This is a genomic window from Algibacter agarivorans (assembly GCF_039543245.1).
GTDB lineage: Bacteria > Bacteroidota > Bacteroidia > Flavobacteriales > Flavobacteriaceae > Algibacter_G > Algibacter_G agarivorans.
Genome location: NZ_BAABJJ010000003.1, coordinates 34,463 through 53,637, shown reverse-complemented (window position 1 = coordinate 53,637; position 19,175 = coordinate 34,463). Strand labels below are relative to the sequence as shown.

At 33.2% G+C, this 19,175-nt stretch carries 13 protein-coding genes; 4 read left to right on the top strand and 9 right to left on the bottom strand.

Annotated features, from left to right (window positions below):
• The first annotated feature begins 505 nt into the window (after positions 1-505).
• Together ABD935_RS01555 and ABD935_RS01550 are read left to right on the top strand one after the other, a co-directional pair.
• Positions 506-2,869, top strand: coding sequence for an agarase (locus tag ABD935_RS01555; RefSeq protein WP_345189764.1), 2,364 nt, complete (start codon positions 506-508; stop codon positions 2,867-2,869).
• 5 nt (positions 2,870-2,874) lie between these two features.
• On the top strand, positions 2,875-4,716 hold the full coding sequence (locus tag ABD935_RS01550) for an alkaline phosphatase D family protein (protein WP_345189763.1): 1,842 nt from the start codon (positions 2,875-2,877) through the stop codon (positions 4,714-4,716).
• Positions 4,717-5,033: 317 nt separating this feature from the next.
• Here the strand turns inward: ABD935_RS01550 and ABD935_RS01545 are convergent, their stop codons facing one another.
• From ABD935_RS01545 to ABD935_RS01535, 3 genes are read right to left on the bottom strand one after another with little or no spacing between them, the layout of a single operon-like run.
• Positions 5,034-5,684, bottom strand: a complete 651-nt coding sequence (locus ABD935_RS01545; RefSeq protein ID WP_345189762.1) for a bifunctional 4-hydroxy-2-oxoglutarate aldolase/2-dehydro-3-deoxy-phosphogluconate aldolase — start codon at positions 5,682-5,684, stop codon at positions 5,034-5,036.
• Entirely contained in the window at positions 5,674-6,618 is a 945-nt protein-coding gene (locus ABD935_RS01540) for a 2-dehydro-3-deoxygalactonokinase (protein WP_345189761.1), read from the bottom strand. The genes ABD935_RS01545 and ABD935_RS01540 overlap by 11 nt, the downstream gene beginning before the upstream one ends.
• An 11-nt stretch (positions 6,619-6,629) precedes the next feature.
• A complete protein-coding gene (locus ABD935_RS01535; protein WP_345189759.1) occupies positions 6,630-7,790 on the bottom strand; it encodes a mandelate racemase/muconate lactonizing enzyme family protein in 1,161 nt (386 codons plus the stop codon).
• 160 nt (positions 7,791-7,950) lie between these two features.
• Here ABD935_RS01535 and ABD935_RS01530 point away from each other — a divergent pair, with 160 nt between their 5' ends.
• Entirely contained in the window at positions 7,951-9,225 is a 1,275-nt protein-coding gene (locus tag ABD935_RS01530) for an MFS transporter (RefSeq protein WP_345189758.1), read from the top strand.
• Between the two features lie 9 nt (positions 9,226-9,234).
• On the top strand, positions 9,235-10,245 hold the full coding sequence (locus tag ABD935_RS01525; RefSeq protein WP_345189756.1) for an SMP-30/gluconolactonase/LRE family protein: 1,011 nt from the start codon (positions 9,235-9,237) through the stop codon (positions 10,243-10,245).
• A gap of 107 nt (positions 10,246-10,352) precedes the next feature.
• On the opposite strand, the gene ABD935_RS01520 is transcribed toward ABD935_RS01525, so the two are convergent.
• The 6 genes from ABD935_RS01520 to ABD935_RS01495 form a co-directional block, all read right to left on the bottom strand.
• Complete coding sequence (locus tag ABD935_RS01520; protein ID WP_345189755.1) at positions 10,353-11,585, bottom strand: T9SS type A sorting domain-containing protein; 1,233 nt, start codon at positions 11,583-11,585, stop codon at positions 10,353-10,355.
• Positions 11,586-11,800: 215 nt separating this feature from the next.
• A complete protein-coding gene (locus ABD935_RS01515; RefSeq protein WP_345189754.1) occupies positions 11,801-13,093 on the bottom strand; it encodes an Ig-like domain-containing protein in 1,293 nt (430 codons plus the stop codon).
• Between the two features lie 23 nt (positions 13,094-13,116).
• Complete coding sequence (locus tag ABD935_RS01510; protein WP_345189753.1) at positions 13,117-15,246, bottom strand: beta-galactosidase; 2,130 nt, start codon at positions 15,244-15,246, stop codon at positions 13,117-13,119.
• Positions 15,247-15,273: 27 nt separating this feature from the next.
• A complete protein-coding gene (locus tag ABD935_RS01505) occupies positions 15,274-16,833 on the bottom strand; it encodes a sugar porter family MFS transporter (protein ID WP_345189752.1) in 1,560 nt (519 codons plus the stop codon).
• A gap of 33 nt (positions 16,834-16,866) precedes the next feature.
• On the bottom strand, positions 16,867-17,982 hold the full coding sequence (locus ABD935_RS01500) for a glycoside hydrolase family 117 protein (protein ID WP_345189779.1): 1,116 nt from the start codon (positions 17,980-17,982) through the stop codon (positions 16,867-16,869).
• Positions 17,983-18,147: 165 nt separating this feature from the next.
• Positions 18,148-19,158, bottom strand: coding sequence for an L-rhamnose/proton symporter RhaT (locus ABD935_RS01495; protein ID WP_345189751.1), 1,011 nt, complete (start codon positions 19,156-19,158; stop codon positions 18,148-18,150).
• Positions 19,159-19,175: the final 17 nt, after the last annotated feature.

Here is a 19,175-nt window from a genome sequence, read left to right as displayed (position 1 = left end):
CAAAAAGCGGAGAATTGATTTAATAATCAATTCTCCGCTTTAGTAAACCACATAGACCTCACTTCAAATCTTATAATAAATCTTTTCAAAGATTTAAACACTAAATTATATTAAGATCTAAAAAAAAACATCAAAATATTTAGATTAAAAAAACTTTCCTTAGAGTTCTTTAAAGTTGATTCAATAGCCCAACAAATAAAATCAATTTCAGAAATATCATTATTGAATAAATTGACACAAATACTTCATAGCGTTCTAACCAGTAATCACCAAATCTATCGGCACAATTTCGCTCAAAAAAACATAATGCTCAACGTACAAAAACTAGACACACTAGAAAGGGCCTTAAATAAAATAATGGTTTGATTAAAAAGGTCTTGTTTGTACTTGACAAAAACTAAACAAGACAAAAAAACAATAATATAGAGAAGTGTAAATCCATTATTATTCATTTAATTGTATCTGATTTTCAACTAAAAACATCCAAAACATAAAACAAATAATTATGGTTTCTAATAGACATTACTTCTTATACAATAATAAAACCACATTGATAATTCTTATATTTTTTGCTTTTATTATTCTGTCTTGTAAAAATTCAGAAGACAAAAGACAAGAAACTTCAAAACTTTGGGACTATAATTCAGAATTAATTATTGATGATTTTGAAGCTGATTCAATCAATGCTGATATTGTAAATATTAATTCTGAAATTGAACATGAAACTTCAGAATATAATCAAGGTAAAAAATCTTTAAAAGTTCATTTTAAAAAAGATGAAAAGATTTCTGGAATTGAAATTGAACCTTCTACTCCGTGGTCTTTAGATCCTGATAAGAAATACTGTTTGGTATTTGATGCTAAGGCCATGAATAACCAATCGGCTTTTTTAACAGCTGAAATTTACAATGGTGAAGGCAAAAAAACCAGACGTATTGTTAGTGTACGCCCAAACACTTTCAAATCATACTATTTTGAAATTACTACACAAGAAGAAGATGTTAACAGCGGATTAAGAGACACGCCACCAGCATGGGAAACAGATGCAATTCACATGAAAATTAGCGGATTGCTTTACCTAATGGATTTTAGTCAAGTAAGCAAAATTAGTATTTCTAGAGCACAAGGTTTAAAGGATAAAACAGTATTAATCGATAATATTCGTATTGTAGAAAGTCCTGATCGTGATCCCAATTTCCTAAAAGGCATTGCAGATAAATTTGGTCAAAATGCTAAAAGAGACTTCCCTATCAAAATTCATTCAGATGAAGAGCTAAAGTCTAAAGCAGATGAGGAATTAAAATCATTAGCTGAATATACCCTAATGCTAGACAGATGCGAATATGGAGGATGGAAAGATGGTCCAAAATTAAAAGCTACAGGTTTTTTTAGAAAAGAAAAAGTAGATGGCAAATGGGGCTTAGTTTGTCCAGATGGGCATTTATACTTTTCAATTGGTCTTGCCAATGTGCGTATGGCAAATTCTACCACATATACAGGTATTGATTACACAGACGAAGCTATAAAACACAGAGACCCTGAAGATATAACCCCTGAAGATTCAAAAGGGATTATTGATGTGCCATTGGAAATAATGAAAACAGGTCATGTAGTAAATAAACTTAGAAATGATATGTTTTTAGAATTACCAAGTTTAGATGACCCTTTGGCAAACCACTACAGTTATAGAAAAGAATCCCATTTTGGACCTATTGAGCATGGACAAACATTTAGTTTTTATAGAGCTAATCTAGAGCGTAGATATGGTGAACAATCTAAAAATTCATTTTTTAAAAAATGGCTCGAGGTCACTGAAAACAGAATGCGCAACTGGGGATTCACCTCTTTTGGAAACTGGATAGATCCAGCATTTTATCATAGAAATAATCTCCCATATTTTGCCAACGGATGGATTATCGGAGATTTTCAAACCGTATACTCAGGTTCAGATTATTGGGGGCCAATGCCAGATCCTTTTGATCCTGAATTTGAAAAACGTGCTAAAAAATCTATAGATGCAGTTTCTGAAGAAGTAAAAAATAACCCATGGTGCATTGGAGTGTTTGTAGATAATGAAAGAAGTTGGGGTAATGAAAGTTCAATCAAATCCCATTACGGTTTGGTTTTAGATGGCTTATCTAAAGGGAAAGACAGCTATTTAAAGCAGCAATTCATGAAAATTCTAAAATCTAAACATAAAACCATAGCAAATTTAAATAAAGCTTGGAAAACTGATATTATTAGTTGGAAAGCACTAGAAAGTGGAGTGGATTATAAAAACCTAAAAGATTACAATGAAGGAATGGTAGTAGATTTCTCTACAATGTTGGAATCTTTTGCAACAAAATATTTCCAAGTTATTCATGATGCTTTAGAGAAAAAAATGCCTAATTACATGTACATGGGATGTCGTTTTGCTGTTTGGGGCATTACCAAAGAAGTGCGTAAATCCGCAGCTAAATTCGTAGATGTATTCAGTTATAATTATTACAAAGAAGGTATTGGTACAAAGTATTGGAAATTTTTAGAAGAAGTTGATATGCCAACACTTATAGGTGAATATCATATTGGGGCTCCAGATTCAGGACTGTTCCACTCAGGCTTGGTACACGCTGCAAACCAAGAAGACAGAGCCAATATGTGGGCAGATTACGCCCATTCAACAATAGACAATCCCTATCTGGTTGGTGCCCATTGGTTTCAATATTTAGATTCTCCTTTAACAGGAAGAGCTCATGATGGTGAAAATTACAATGTTGGCTTTGTTTCTAACACCGATATTCCCTACCCTCCAATGGTAAAAAAGGCGAAAGAAGTGAATTCAAATTTATATAACAGAAGATTTAATAACACCTCACAAAACAAATAATAACAATGAAAGTTTTAAAAAACATAATAGCATTAACCTTATTTTTTTTAAATTCTATTTGTATTGCGCAAGATCAAAGTATCATACGGTTACCTGATAATATTGAGCCAGAAGACCGTATTGCATTTGCAATGTATACAGTGCATGAGAATACGTTAAAATTAACAGCTCAATTTCATCCCATTAAAAATTTCACTCCTTTTGAAGCTTCATTAGAAATAGAAGAAAATGGGAAATGGGTAACAAAAGCTGAAGCAGATATTATTTATCCAGGGTATACGGCGCCTTTTAGAATTGAAAATTGGGACGATACCAAAGAGCAAAAATATCGTGTTGCTTATAATAATGAAGCGTATTACGAAGGTATTATCAAAAAAAATCCAATTGATAAAGATGAATTTGTTTTAGCTGCATTTACATGTAATTCTATGTACCCAGAACATGGAGGCGATTTACCAAAGGATGATATCGTAAAAAATATCCTAAAATTAAACCCTGACTTAATATTCTTTTCTGGAGACCAAGTATATGAGCATAGTGAGCATTATTTAGCTTGGTTAAAATTTGGTAGAGAATTTTCTGAAATTTTTAGAAATACGCCTGTTGTAATAACACCAGATGATCATGATATTGGGCAAGGAAATTATTGGGGAGAAAATGGAAAAAAAGCAGATTCTAGAAGAGGAATTTCTGGAGGCTATTATATGCCTTTAGAATATATTAAAGAAGTAGAAAGAGCACAAACTAGTCACCTTCCAGACCCTTATGACGCTACTCCTATTGAACGTGGCCTCGGAGTTTATTACACAGATTTAAAATGGGGAGGCATTAGTTTTGCTATTTTAGAAGATAGAAAATTTAAAACTGGCTTAACTAAACTTGCAAAAGCGCATCCAGATGTTTTTCCAGATGGGCCTTATGAGGCAATTTTCAATCCAAAAGTAGATACAAGGCGATTTGACATGGAAGAATCTAAATTGCTTGGAGACAGACAATTAAAATTTCTAGAAGAATGGACTACGGATTGGGAAAATGCAGAAATAAAAACGGTATTATCTCAAACAGCCTTGGCTATGGTAGATAATTATACAGGTAAGTATGATAAAGAACTTTATGCTGATTTTGACTCAAATGGATGGCCACAAGCAGGAAGAAACAGAGCTTTAAAAGTTATAAGAAAAAGTTTTTCACCTACTATTACTGGAGATACACATTTAGGGGCAGTTAGTATAATGGGAGTTGATAAATGGGGAGATGCTGGATATAATTTTACAACTCCAGCAATTGCAAATTATTGGTTACGTTGGTGGCAACCAAAAGCACCTGGTAAAAACAGAGATAAAAATTCACCAACCTACACAGGAGAATTCTTAGATGGTTTTCATAACAAAATAACTGTTAAAGCAGTTGCAAACCCAACATTACCAGAAATTAAAGAAGGTGGCTATTTATCTACTAGAGCTGCAGGTTTTGGAGTTATTCGCTATAATAAACCAAATAGAAAAATTACATTCGAAGCATGGGCAAGAAATGTAGACATTCACAGTCCAAACTCTAAACAATATCCTGGTTGGCCAATAACAATATCACAAGAAGATAATTTTACGATTGAAGGTGGTTTTCAATTACCAACTTTAAAAATATCTAAAGCAAATCAAGTGGTTACTGTAAGAGATAAATTCACTAAAGAAGTTATTTCATCTATCAGAATTAAAGGAAATACTTATCAACCAAAAGTAATTCACAATGGAAATTATCTTATTGAAATTGGTGAAGGAGCTCAAAAAACAGCTTTGGAATCCAATTCTAAAAAAAGAAACAAACAAACTATTGAAGTAAAAATATAAGTGGATGAAAAAGGTTTGGTCTTAATTTAAATTTCTACTAATTCCTCTTCAATGATACCGAAAATATTCTATAAATCCTGGTAAATTGACTTAGAAGAAACAATAAATCATATTCGTTCTAATTTTAAATAGCATGAAACACATTAGATTAGAAATTGAAAACAGAGCCGGCTACATTATTATCAACAAGCCTAAGGCTAATAGCTATAATTTAGAATTCATGCAAGACGAATATAAATATTGATCTCAAAACTACTGGTATAAAAGCCAGTAGTTTTAAATATTTGTGTTGCACTTATTACTTGAACTTAGAAGTTTTACAATTCGATAAATTCATCTATTTCATTTTTTATTTTAATAAGGTCAGATTTTATACGTTCAAAATCATGATTAAGGATATACCTTTTGTTTAATAAATTCCCTCCCATTCCTACACCAATAGCCCCAGCTTGAAAAAATGTTTTTATATTTTCTAAAGTAACACCGCCAGTTGGAATTAATTTAATATTATTTAGAGGAGCAAGAATATCTTTAATATATCCTGGTCCTAATTGTGTAGCAGGAAAAACTTTTACAGCATCAGCCCCTAATGACCACGCTTTATAAATTTCTGTTGGTGTAAATGCTCCTGGAAAAATTGGGGTTTTAGAACTAACTGCTTGTTTTATTACGTCTTCATTTACAATAGGAGTTACAATAAATTGAGCCCCACAATTTACTGCATTGGTATAGTCTTCTATAGTGCATACTGTTCCAGCTCCAACATTAAGTTCAGGAAATTCTGTGCGTAATGCTTCAATTAAATCTAAAACACCATCTGTGTTCATTGTAATTTCTAATGTATAAAAACCTACTGAAATATATGTTTCAACCACTTTCAGAAGTGTTGCTTTTTCAGACATACCCCTTATGATTCCCACTACTGGAGCTTTACAGAATTTTTCGTTGGAAAATATTTTAGAATTCATGAAGTTTTAATAGTTTTAATTGCCCTTTTGTAAGAGCTTGATTATATGTGTTTTGATCAAAAACAATTAATTGATTTTCTTTAAGAAGTAATTTTAAAGCTAACTCATAAAGATGATTTATTTCTGATGGTGCAGCCAAATAAACCGTTTTAAAAGCGGTCTTTAAATTGGAAATTTCATCTCCAAAAACTAATCCACTTAAAAAATAATAGTTGTAAGCTTTAGTTGTTTTTTTCATTAAGTCATTAACACGTAAAGAAAATAAACTATTTGTTAAATTACCAGAAAACCCAATTTTGGCACCTTTTCTAAAAGCTTCTTTGTTTTTTTCATTCCATTCCGTTAATTCAACATTTCCTGATAAAATACTTTTTTTAGAAAGCAACTCAAATAATTCTCCCGTGAGAAAGGTTTTAATTTTCGTAAACTTTCCATTAGTAAAAGTTATATGTTTACTATGAGTTCCTGGCAAAATCAATACACCATCATCATTAAGGCTTTCAACTAAACCCAAAGCTTGTACTTCTTCTCCTCTCATTACATCATCAATACCTTTAACTCCAGAAACAAGTAAGGCATTTTGATATTTCTTAAAAGAAAACTTCTCAACTACAAGCGTATTGCCATTATTTGAAATAGGTAAATCGGCATATTTCAAGGCTAACATTCCTATGTTTGAAGACGCCATACCAGAAATAACAATGGAATGATTTCTATTTTTATCTGAAAGCTTTAAAAGCTCCTTTTCTAAATAATTTATAAAAAACTGAAACTGATTTAGTTCTTTCTGCTTTATAAAATCGTCATAAACTTGTTTTACTCCGTTATTGGTTTTTATTTCTTCTTTAATTTGAAAAGTTTGCCTATTTACCAAACGTAATCTAAAGTTTGATGTCCCCCAATCTATACTTATAAAAAAGTCTGTCTTTGCCATTCTGAACAATTCTACCAATTGTTAAAAGACCCATCATTCCTTTTCAATCTGGGAACTTCTAAAATCTCAAATCTTTGCTGCATTGCTAATTCCTCATTAAACTCAACTCCCAAACCTGGAGTGTCCAACACCTTATATTTTGTACCTTCTAATTGAGGCTGAACTGGATAAAATTCTTTATCATTAGTTCCCATTTGTTCTGCATGTGTATTTACTTCTTCTAAACATGCAAAATTTGGGCAAGCTGCTGCTAAATGTATAGATGCTGCCGTACAAATTGGCCCTAATGGATTGTGAGGCATTAAATCTATATAATGTGCTTCTGCAATTGCAGCCACTTTTTTAGACTCTGTCAATCCGCCTACATTACAAACATCTACTCTTGCGTATTGCGTGATATTTTTTTCTAAAAAAGGTAAAAACTGCCATTTACTTGCAAATTCTTCACCAATTGCAAAAGGAATATTCACCATCTTTCTCAATGTTTCATAAGCTTCAGGAGATTCGTCCCTTATAGGTTCTTCAATAAAATCTAACGTTCCTACTGGTATTTTTTGAAGAAAATTTACCGTTTCAGGAATAGACAATCGTGTATGATAATCTAATCCAATCAATACATTTTTACCTGTTTCTTTCCTCAATTCAATTAACCAATCAGAAAGTTGATTTATGGATATTCTCGGTTCAAAAAGCGAGGTATCTTTCTGTGCCTCATATTCTGCTGGGGCTAATCTCAAAACTTCCCAACCATTATTTAAAAGAATTCTAGCTTTTGAGATCAGGTCATCAAATGTAGAGAATCGTAAAGAAGCAAAACAACCAACAAAGTCTCGTTGTTTCCCTCCCAAAAGTTCATATACGGGAACACCTAAATCTTTTCCTTTAATATCGTACAAGGCAATATCAATGGCTGAAATTGCGGCTGTTAAAACACGGCCACCTTCAAAATACTGCCCCCTATACATTTCTTGCCAAAGCGCTCCAATTCTTCTTGGGTCTTTTCCTATTAGAAAGCCTTTAAAATGCTCGATAGCACCGACTACAGCTAGCTCGCGAGTAGATAATCCAGAAGCACCATACCCATAAATACCTTTGTTCGTTTCTACTTTCACGACTAATTGCACGCCACCCCCTATTCTAATTGGATAAGTTTTTATGTTTGTAATTTTCATATAGTTTTAGATAAGACTCTAAAATTAGGAAAAAGGTTCTTAAACACTTGAAATTTAAAAAATTTCTAACTTGACAAAAACTCAACAACATCGTTTTTAGACAATTTTCAATCTATAAGCATTCATTAAGAATGTATATTGTGAATTCAATTATTAACATATGGCTAAACCAACTCGTAAACGTTACAGTATTCTTTTTCTAGTATTTGTAACCGTAGTAATTAATTATCTGGACAGAAGTAATATTTCTATTGCTGCTTTTGCAATGAGAGATGAATTAGGATTGTCTACAGTACAAATGGGTATTATTTTTTCTGCTTTTGCATGGACTTATTCAATACTTCAAATTCCTGGAGGAATCATGGTGGATAAAGTAAAGGCTCGAATATTGTATCCTGTCATTTTAGTTTTTTGGTCTATTGCCACTTTAATACAAGGGTTTATCAGTTCACTTTCAGCCTTTATTGGTTTAAGGGCTGCTATTGGCTTATTTGAAACCCCTTCATACCCATTAAACAACAAAATTGTTACAAGCTGGTTTCCTGAAAAGGAAAGAGCGAGTGCCATTGCTGTATATACCTCGGGACAATTTATTGGTTTAGCGTTTTTAACTCCTGTTTTAGTGTTAATTCAAGATGCATTAGGTTGGCGAGGTTTATTTATTGTTTCTGGGGCAATTGGAATTGTTTGGGCATTTATTTGGTACATATTTTACAGAGACCCTAAGAAACACAAAAAAGTAAATCAAGAAGAGTTAACATATATAAAAGAAGGTGGAGGTTTAGTAGAAGATCATTCTGAAGAAAAAGAACAGCAACAATTTACATTTGATGATTTAAAACATGCTTTTAAATACCGAAAATTATGGGGCGTTTATATTGGCCAATTTTGTACTGGTTCGTTATTCGTTTTCTTTTTAACGTGGTTCCCAACCTATTTAGTTGAATTTAGAGGATTGGATTTCATTAAATCTGGTTTTTTAGCTTCTCTCCCATTTTTGGCAGCATTTGTAGGTGTTTTGCTGTCTGGCTTTACATCAGATTTTTTAGTTAGAAAGGGTTACACTAATGAAATCTCTAGAAAAACCCCCGTATTAATCGGAATGATTCTATCTATGTCAATAATTGGTGCAAATTATACAGATAGCACATTCTTAATCATATTATTTCTATCTATTGCTTTTCTTGGAAATGGTTTATCATCAATAACTTGGGTATTTATATCACTTTTAGCACCTAAGCGGTTAATTGGCTTAATAGGAGGAACTTTTAATTTTATTGGTGGTTTATCTGCGGTAATTACTCCAGTTGTTATTGGCTTTTTGGTGGAAGATGGGGATTTTGAGCCCGCATTGTTTTATATTGGCGCTGTTACATTTATAGGATTTTGTAGCTATTTATTTTTGATAGGGAAAGTAGAACGTATAGAAATATAATAATATAAAATGAAGATTTTTTTAAAACTTTTAGTGATTGTTGCTCTTGTTCTTGGTTGTAAAGAAAAATCAACTAATAAGAAAAAAAATGATGAAATCAAAACATACAAAACTATTGGGTATCTTGAAAAATTGGATGATAATTTTGACGAATACGTTCCTCCATCAGCAAAAATAGAAGTAATTGCGGGGGGGTTTACCTGGACAGAAGGTCCTGTTTGGATTCCTAAAGTACAATGTTTATTATTCTCTGATGTACCTCAAAATATCAACTATAAATGGACAGAGAAAGAAGGTGTTTCAGAGTTTTTAAACCCTAGTGGATATACTGGTGCAACTAAAAAACGGCAAGGTTCTAATGGCATGTTCTTAGACCATCAAGAAAATCTGATTTTATGCCAAACAGGAGATAGAGTGGTTGCGCGTTATACTGGAAGTTATTCAAACCCTGTTTCAAAATTTGAAGTCATTGCAAATCAATTTGAAGGCAAACGATTTAATGCACCAAATGATTTAACCATTGACAAAAAAGGGAACATCTATTTTACTGACCCTAATTTTGGAATAGAAGAAGGCGCAAAGGAAATTCCGTATCAAGGTGTCTATAAAATCGATACTAAAGGTCAAGTGAAATTATTAACAAAAAAGTGGAAAACCCCAAATGGCATTGGTTTATCTCCAGATGAAAAAACATTATATATTGCAAATTCTGAGCCCGCTATGTTTGTTTCTTATGCTGTTTCAGAAGAAGGAATATTAACAAACGAAAAACTCATTTTAGATATGAAGGATATTTTGAAAAAAAGCATTTCTAAACAAAAACCAGATGGGATGGCCATTAAAAAAGACGGAACTGTTTTTTTAACAGGTCCAGACGGTATTTTTGTTTTTGATAAAAATGGTATCCATTTAGGAACCATTAAAACAAATAAATTAACCTCTAATTGTGCTTTTAATGAAGATGAATCTGTGTTATATGTTTCTTGCCATCAGTTAATTTTAAGAATAAAATTAAAATAAGAGAAATTAACACAAATAAACCTTAGCGCTAAGCTTATTCATAATTTAATATTCTTATAATTATTGCAGTTTAACTACTGAAAACGATGTAAATTTTACGACTATATTTAGTTTTTAACTAATTTTTTATGAGATGACATTCCGTTTTCAGAAGAAATTTTTAAAATATAAACACCTTTTCCTAACTTTTCAATATTAAAAGTTACCGATGCATCATTATAGTTTTCGGAAACCACTAGCTGTCCTTTTATATCATAACATTGAACATGCTTTATAAGATCATTGGAGTCTATTTTAACCATACTACTTGAAGGGTTAGGATACAATTCTACATTTAACCTTTTATTAAAATTTTTAACTGATAAGCTACTGTTTGGTTTGTAAGTTCTAATCCAATCAATTGTAAAAGTATGATTATTTGTATTTGCTAACTCTGTATCTGTAGGAATAACAGATTTTCCATTAGCTGTTCTCCACCCTTGTTCTTCAACAGAAAAAATAATATCCATAGCTTTGTTTAAGCCCGTTCTAGTATCATTATTTGTATCCCCAGGGTTTACCGCATTTGTAAAGAACAAAGGATCTATTTGAGCTTTCCCTTCTCTTTTAGTTACCTGCACCCCATCTATAAAATAATATAAATGCCATGGGTCTTTCCAATAAACACCATAGGTATGAAACGCATCTTTCCAAAGAATGTTTCCAGCTCCATCATTTCTTGTAATCCAAGTAGGGTTTGGTGCTGGGTTTCCGTTTCCAGACCCTAGTTCATTGGGTTGCCAATCTTGGAAAGGATTTCTTATAAAAACATGGTGACTCACATGCATCCGTTGAGCCCACCATGTAATATCTTCATTGGCACTACCTGAGAAATTTGCCCCATAGCCTTCCATAAAATCTATTTCTTGAGTATCATCAGGACTTAATAACCATGCGCCATTAGCTAAAACAGAGTTCATTATTTTAACTCTAGCTTCAATATAAACAGGATACTGAACGGTTTGATTTGAATGGATAATACCCGTATAAACTTTATTCGTTTGATATCTTGAAGCTGTCAATTTTAATTCTCCGCCGTCAACAGAAGAATGTGTTCTAGACCATTGTGTTGATCCAGGTCCATTCCACCCGTTATGGTACCAATCATCCCATTTATTCATAAAAGTACTGCCTTTACTGGCAGCAGGAGCACTATAATTAAAATCATCTGAGACATCTGTTTGTAATATCCAAGTGTCACTGCCTTCAAGTGTTGCAGGAACTGGAATACCAGACCAATCTTGACCTATTGCGTTTGATGCTGCAAATAAGCTAAATAATAAAATGTATAAATTTCTCATTCAATTCTTTTTTTTAGTTTTTTACTAAGTTACACTTTTATGAGAGAAACAGGTTGGTTTTTGAACTCCATAAAAACTTGACATTAACAAATCTTAACGTTTCCCCTACTCAAAACCTCTTGCTATTGGGTTTTTCATCAGCTTCTATTATACCTTCATTTCCACCTAACGCTAGGTTATATTATATCCTAATAAGCTTTTGCTAAAATAATTTACTATTTATCCTCTAGTTTCCATGTTCTAACCCAATCAATTTTCATAGTATTAATCGCATCATCATTCAAATCCGTTTTAGGAGGAAGTCCGCCTAACCAAGTTGCTTGATTTGTCCATAAATCAAAGATTATTTCTAAATCTCTTGTGAATTCTCTGTTGTAAGTTTGTCCATTTTCATGCTTACCAACCACAACCCTTCCAGCAGGCTCACCATCGAGATAAAACTGAATGTTTTTAGAATCTTTCCACCATACACCATAGGTATGATAATCTTCATTCCAACCAACATTTCTTAAAGGATTTACAGCAGATAAATTTGATCTTAAGAAATTACCTTTGTTTCGTATAGTTTTAGGTATTTCATTTTCATCAGCTTGAAAATATTGCGAATTCATTTGGTCTGGAAATTTATCTGCTTCACAATTAGCACATGAAGGTTTTGAATTATTTTCTATAATGTCAATTTCATCTCTATTATTTATATCTCCGTTATTCAACCAATAGGTATTATATGCAGAAATATGAGCCGTTTTTATTCTAGCCTCTGTGTACATCGGGTATTTGGTTTCTGCAATTGAATGAATTCTAGCTGTTTGAAACCATCTTGCCTCTGGATTGCTTTCATTTAGCGTTGCTTTTATCCAAAGTTTACCATCTGTAACCCCTGAATTTTGATTTGAATTGGACATAAAAACGGGAACACCGTAGTTCCAAGTTGACTTGAACCATTTGGTATTATCCCAGTTATCAAATTCATCAGACATAGATTCAAATTTAGTCCATTTTTTATCTTCTGGAGTTGTATCTTCTATGGATGTAAAGGAAGGAAAGTTTGGGTCTATATTATTGAAATCGTCCGCTGTTAGACCAACTTCATTTACAGTAATATTCACTGTTGCTGAATCTGTATCACCATCTACATCTGTTATTTTATAGGTAAAACTGTCTGCACCAAAAAAGTCTGGGTTGGGTATATACTCAAATATTCCATCACTTATTTCACTTACAGCACCATTATTAGCATTAGAGACCATACTGTAATTGTCGGTATCACCACCATCGTCTCCCAAGTCATCGTTTGTGGCAACATCTATTTGATTTGCATTTCCCGAAACACTATTTTCATTTACACTTAACGTATCATCAACAGCTACAGGTGTATCGTTTGTGTCTTGAGGTATATCATTATCATTAGGGCTTGATGAACAGTCAAAGTTTGTAAATAGTATTAGTATAGTAAATAGAAGTGCGAATAAATTTCGTTTTAGACTATCATTTTTTTTCTTAAACATATTTTTCATTTTTTTTTTGTTATTTACTTCTTAGAAGAATTATTAACCCTATAATCATACATAGAATAAGTTGTTTCCTTAACTTTATTGATTAATTCTTCATAGGGGTTATCACAGATATCGATAAAACCAACATTGTAGTTTTCCCCATCAAAACGGCCTGTATTTGGCTCGTCTAAATACTGAAACCAATGCGCTCCAACAATATTTGGATGGCGTAATGCACCTTGAATGTAGTCTTGGTACATTTGCCCTCTTTCAGCTTGATTTTTTGCGATTTTAACACCAGGATGTAAACTTCCTCTATCCAAAGACCCAAAGTGAAATTCTCCAATCATAACTGGTTTATCAACGCCTTCTGGCAATGAAAATTTCTCAACACTATATTCGTATTTATTGAAACTCATAATATCTAAATACTGACTTGCTGCAGTTAGTACAACATCATTATTTGCCCAGGCAAAGCGACATCCTAAATAGTTTTGATGAGGTGCTACGGCTTTAAGTTCTTCATTTATAATTCTAAAATAAGTGCCTGCAATTTTTTCATAAAATGCTAATAAATCTTCTTTAGCATTTTCTTCATTAGGAGTTTTAGTAGAGACCAATACGTCTTCCCATGAAGCATGATTTGTTTCCCACTTCTTGTTAAGGCTTTCTATTTCCTTGTATTTTGCCTTTAAATTGTTTACAAATTCAATTTTTGCAGGTTGTGTAGCTGGACTGTTTAAAGTGCCAATAGAAAGAGAACCTAGTAATCCCCAAGACAACTCGTTATCTACAAAATAGCCGATGCACCAAGGGTCGTTTGCGCCTTCTTTTTGAGTCATTACAGAATTGCGAACTGCATCTCTGAAGCGTGGATCAAAAACATCATGAAATTTGCCCCAAAACCCTTCAGACCCTTCAATTTTTGGAGTGTTGTTTATCCATATTGAACCTACATAAGGTGTTCTATGCTGCCGTGTTGCACCGAAATCTGACACAAATCCAATGGTGTTCATTCCCCAATCTTTGATACGTAAATGTGCCATGTCTTGGAACGTTTCTAACCAATCTTCCCCGTATTTTCTGTACAGATTACTTTGATAAAAATTATACGAATCGTAAGGTAATTTATCTTTATAAAAACCGTGTGAAGCATGTGTTCCTTTTCCATAAAAATCTCCTAAAACATCATCTTTTTTCGGTAGAAATTTAAAGTAATTTTCTCTATGTGAAATTCCAGTAAAAACGGCATCTGAAGCTACACAATTTAATCCGGCTGTCCAGAATAAATAGCCTTCTGGATCAACCATCCACCATTTACCATCTTTTTTCTCAGTTCTAAAAAACCCTGTTGCTTCTAGTTTAGGACCTGCTGCCCATCCACCATATTTACCAATACCTGGAGCACCTTTCCTGGATTTCAGATGAGCTAACTCATTTGTTGCAGCCTGTTTCAATTCTTCTTCAGAATGCATTTTATTTTTCCAGTCGTCATGAATGTATTGACCAAATTCATCTATAAAAGGGAAAAAATTATCTGGACTTCGCTCTTCATATTTACCAACTGCTCTTACATTATCTATTGTAAAATTGTTTGGTTGTGTTGCGTATCTAGAACAAAACGTAAGTTCTGTTACTTTAGTTAAATCTGCTTTAATTTTCCCTGGGACGCCTCTTAGCCCATTAACTTCTATTTGTGGTTGATGAATCCAAGGTGTCCAAGCTAAGTTAATCGTAATTGTTTTACTTTCTCCTGGGATAAGATCTACATAATCTGAGCAATACCATCGTAATAAACCATCTGGATCGTTACCAACAAAAAGTTCTACTTGCATGTCTTCATCTCCAACGTTAGAAACATCTGCTTTAACTTGATAAAATGTTGATAAATCCCAAGGTTGATTTTCTGGACTTAACAGTTTTACACCAGTTTCTCTAATTGTGAATCCGTTATTTATCTTAATATAATTGTTGTTTTCAGACTTAATTAATTCGAAGGTTGCATCTTGTGGTTTTACAAAATCTGTTTGAGAAGCTTCTTCAAAATCGAATAAAACCAACTTGTGTTCTTGCCCTTCTTTACAGCTAAAAAGAAAGACTAAAGCTAGTACAAAAAAAGATAGTTTTTCTATTTGAAATAAACTTATATCGTGCTTTCTGTTCATTTTTTTTATATAAAATTGTCTCCTTAATTATTTTACAAGTAGATCTTCAAGTTGCTCTAGGGATTTTCCTTTAGTTTCAGGTACTTTAATCCATATTAAAACCAAACCAATAACAGCGAAAACACCAAACAGCATAAAGGTCATGGTGTTTCCTATTTGTGATAATTGCCATGGAAATAATAACTGAACTAAAAAAGCAACTGCTAGATTTATTAATCCAACAAATGAAATGGCAATACCTCTAATTTTATTAGGGAATAATTCTGAAAACAATACCCACATTACCGGACCAATAGACATAGCAAACGCACCAACGAAACCTATAATTCCTATAAGGATTAAAAGTGTGTTCATTTTAGCAGATGCTGTAACCAATGTGGCCTCATGAATACTTGCAGCTTGCTCTCCTAGTGTGGAAACTAGAGCAGCTTTAAAATCAAGATCGTTCTCAAATACACGATCTTGAAGTTGAACAATTTTTGCTTTATCAATCTCTGCAGGTAAATTTGCTATAGCACTATCACTTAAAGTATAAGTGGCTTCGTTAAAGCCATAACTTAACAAGAACAGCGATATTGCTATCCCTATCATCCCAATTATCAATAACGGTCTTCTACCAAATTTATCTATAGTTAATATGGCAACCACGGTGAATCCTAAATTAGTTACACCAACTAGAGCAGCCTGAATAAATGAAGCATCTGTTCCTATTCCTGTCTGTTCAAATATCATTGGTGCATAAAATAATACGGCATTAATCCCTACGATTTGCTGAAAAACACCAACGATTATCCCAATAACAATTACCTTTCTCATGTTTTTCTTAAACAAATCACTAAGCTTAGATTTTTCTTTGTTTTTATCCTCTGCAATACTTTGCTCTACTTCATTCAATTGTGACTTTGCTTCGCTATCTGAAACTACTTTTTTCATGACAACAAGTGCTTCTTCTTTTCTGTTTTGAGTCATCAACCATCTTGGGCTTCTAGGAACTATAAATAACCCAAAATAATATAGAATTGCTGGTAAAGCTTCAAGCCCTAGCATCCAGCGCCAATTCCATTTACCAAATCCTAAAGATTTTGTCCACTCCGCATCAGAATTTCCCCATTTAAGAATAAGATAATTAGTAAAAAACGCTATGGAAATACCAATTACAATGTTTAATTGATTGAAGGACACTAATTGCCCTCGTTTCTCTGGTGGTGCCACTTCAGCAATATACATAGGCGCAATTATTAATGCTGCTCCAACTGCTAAACCTCCAATCATTCTAAATATAATCAAAACAACAAATGTACCTGCCAATGCAGAACCTATTGCAGAAATGGTGAATAAAATGGCTGCGTATTTTAATAACTTTCTTCTTCCATGTTTATCACTCATTGGACCCGCAATCATCATTCCTAATGCCGCCGTAAGCGTGATGGAACTTACTGCCCAACCTAATTCGATTTTGGTAAGATTAAATTCAGGTTCTATAAATTTTACAACTCCAGAAATAACCGAAGCGTCAAAACCTAATAAAAATCCTCCTAATGCTACAATAGCTGCAATACGGATAACGTAAAGTTGTTTTTTTGACATAATTAATGTGGTGGTTTTAGTTTAGTTTAATTTTTATTCTTCTCCGCGCTCTCCTTTGGCGGTATGATGTACCATTTTCCAAGTTGTAAATCTTCGTATATATTGATAATCATCATTCATGTATTCGTGCGTTAATCCCCAACGTAAAATATGTGTTGGATGTTTGTCTGGATCAGCATATCTATTTAAGCCAATAGCATGTGGAGCTCCCTTAACAACACTTTTAATCTCAAAATTAATTCCGTCTGGAGACCATTGAAGCGTGTTTTTTTCTGGTCCATCCGTAGTAATTAGTGATGATATACCACCTTTATATGGCCAAACACAAATTTCATGACCGCTATTTGAAATGGGGTTGTATTCCGATTTTATATAAGGGCCTTTGGGGTTATCTGCAATGGCAACTCCATGTCTGATTTGTCTTCCACCAAAGGTGATAGCTTCTCCCATTTGTTCCCCTTTATAGTACAAATAAAATTTATTTTTATAAGGTATAATGCATGGATCGTGAACTTTATGACTATCAAAATCACCTTTCTTTTCAACCGCAAACCTACTTTGAGTTTCGCCTTTCCAAACACCATTATCAGCAGGTTTTAAAATAGGTTCTTCACTTTTAGTCCAAGGACCATAAGGAGAGTCAGACCACGCTAATGCAATTTCTTCCTTAACTCTTACAGTGTATGGAGATTTTACAGTCTGATAGCACAAGTAAAATTTACCATCGTGTTGCATTATTTCTGGAGTAAAGACAGATCTATCATCATAACTTCCTTTTTCACCTCTTTTTACAGCTAATCCTTCTTCCTTCCATGTAATTCCATCGTAAGAAGTAGCATACCAGAGATCACATCTGTCCCAAGGAAAAACTTTATCTTCTTCTATATTTCCGGCAAACCCATCAGTTGGACCAACAGATCTTGTATACCAAACAAAATATTTTCCATCAACTTTTATAATAGCACTTGGGTCTCGGCGCACAACGCCTTCTTCGTAAGCTAAATCTCCCTTTAAATCTTCTACTTGATATTCAAAAAACCAATCATTGCTCAAATCTGTAGGCCATTTTAAGGCTCTTTTACTTGCTGCACTTAATTTGTCTTTATTGGTAATTCCTAGAAAATCTTGTTGTTCGTTTGTAATTTCCATTTTATGTTTTTTTATTTCTTCTTTTTTAGTTTCTCTATTGGAGGAGGTGCAACCTAAAACTATGCAGGTTAACAGTATATAGGCAAGTTTATTCATGTTTTTTAATGTCTATATTATTAATTATGGTGTTAGTCAATTGCTTTAAGGAACCCATGTATTCAATTATTATAGGCTATTACTATACGAAACAATAAGAATTCCTAAAACCATGCACCCTAGTCCGAAGTACAAGAAACCTTTAGCCTTTCCAGATGCTTTAATCCATTCTTTAGTTATAATACCACTCAATATAGCAGTAACAACACAGGATGTGTTAAATATAGCATAGCCAATTGTGTTACCGCTTTCACCTAATTTAAAAGCAGCAAATGCAAATAGGGCAGAAGCGGCGTAATGAAAAACAGCCATTATTAAAATTAATACGAAGTTTTTGCTAAATGCGGGTGTTTTAAACCCTGCCCATGCTTTTTTCTTAGAGAGTTCCCATAAAAAATAGGCCGTCATAACAATACCACCACTTAAGAAAATAGGAAACATCACAGCAATTGCGGTTACCCATTCAGCATTACCTTGAGCCTGAGATGCTTCATGTAAATAAGGTCTTCCAGCTGCATTAGCATAACTAAATCCAGTAGCAAGTAAACCGCCAATTATTGCAATTAAGATTCCCGTAACCATGGAGCCTTTTCCGTCTTTTTTATCGTCTAAATTGGCTTCATCTTTTTCTCTTAGTAAACCTGCTTTCCCATTGGCAAAAACCCCAATTAAAACTACAGCTAAACCAATTAATATGGTTGTTAAAATATTAGAAGCTGGCAAATCCTCTTCTAGATAGGGTAATAAAGATCCAACTAAGATTATGGTACCAATAAACAATGAGAATCCCAAAGACAAACCTATATGGTTAATAGCTTTGCTCCACATCATAACTCCAATTCCCCAAAGGAAACTTGTTAAGCCCATTTTTATCCAAATCTCTGAAGGCATATTACCAAATATTTCACCAAATCCATTTATTAAAGTGGTGGAGGCAATAATTGGAACAATAAACATGGTCAACAAAAAGAATAAACTCCAAGTGTTTTCATATTTAAAATCTTTCGTGAATTTTTCGGGAAGTGCATAGAGCCCTAACATTAACCCAGCAAAAATTGCTAGCAATACTCCTTCAATCATAGTGTTTTAGTTTTAGT

Coding starts and splice junctions, on each gene's coding strand:
- ABD935_RS01525 (WP_345189756.1), top strand. CDS start 9,235: ATGAAGATTTTTTTAAAACTTTTAGTGATTGTTGCTCTTGTTCTTGGT.
- ABD935_RS01505 (WP_345189752.1), bottom strand. CDS start 16,833: ATGTCAAAAAAACAACTTTACGTTATCCGTATTGCAGCTATTGTAGCA.
- ABD935_RS01550 (WP_345189763.1), top strand. CDS start 2,875: ATGAAAGTTTTAAAAAACATAATAGCATTAACCTTATTTTTTTTAAAT.
- ABD935_RS01495 (WP_345189751.1), bottom strand. CDS start 19,158: ATGATTGAAGGAGTATTGCTAGCAATTTTTGCTGGGTTAATGTTAGGG.
- ABD935_RS01545 (WP_345189762.1), bottom strand. CDS start 5,684: ATGAATTCTAAAATATTTTCCAACGAAAAATTCTGTAAAGCTCCAGTA.
- ABD935_RS01530 (WP_345189758.1), top strand. CDS start 7,951: ATGGCTAAACCAACTCGTAAACGTTACAGTATTCTTTTTCTAGTATTT.
- ABD935_RS01500 (WP_345189779.1), bottom strand. CDS start 17,982: ATGGAAATTACAAACGAACAACAAGATTTTCTAGGAATTACCAATAAA.
- ABD935_RS01515 (WP_345189754.1), bottom strand. CDS start 13,093: ATGTTTAAGAAAAAAAATGATAGTCTAAAACGAAATTTATTCGCACTT.
- ABD935_RS01555 (WP_345189764.1), top strand. CDS start 506: ATGGTTTCTAATAGACATTACTTCTTATACAATAATAAAACCACATTG.
- ABD935_RS01520 (WP_345189755.1), bottom strand. CDS start 11,585: ATGAGAAATTTATACATTTTATTATTTAGCTTATTTGCAGCATCAAAC.
- ABD935_RS01510 (WP_345189753.1), bottom strand. CDS start 15,246: ATGAACAGAAAGCACGATATAAGTTTATTTCAAATAGAAAAACTATCT.
- ABD935_RS01535 (WP_345189759.1), bottom strand. CDS start 7,790: ATGAAAATTACAAACATAAAAACTTATCCAATTAGAATAGGGGGTGGC.
- ABD935_RS01540 (WP_345189761.1), bottom strand. CDS start 6,618: ATGGCAAAGACAGACTTTTTTATAAGTATAGATTGGGGGACATCAAAC.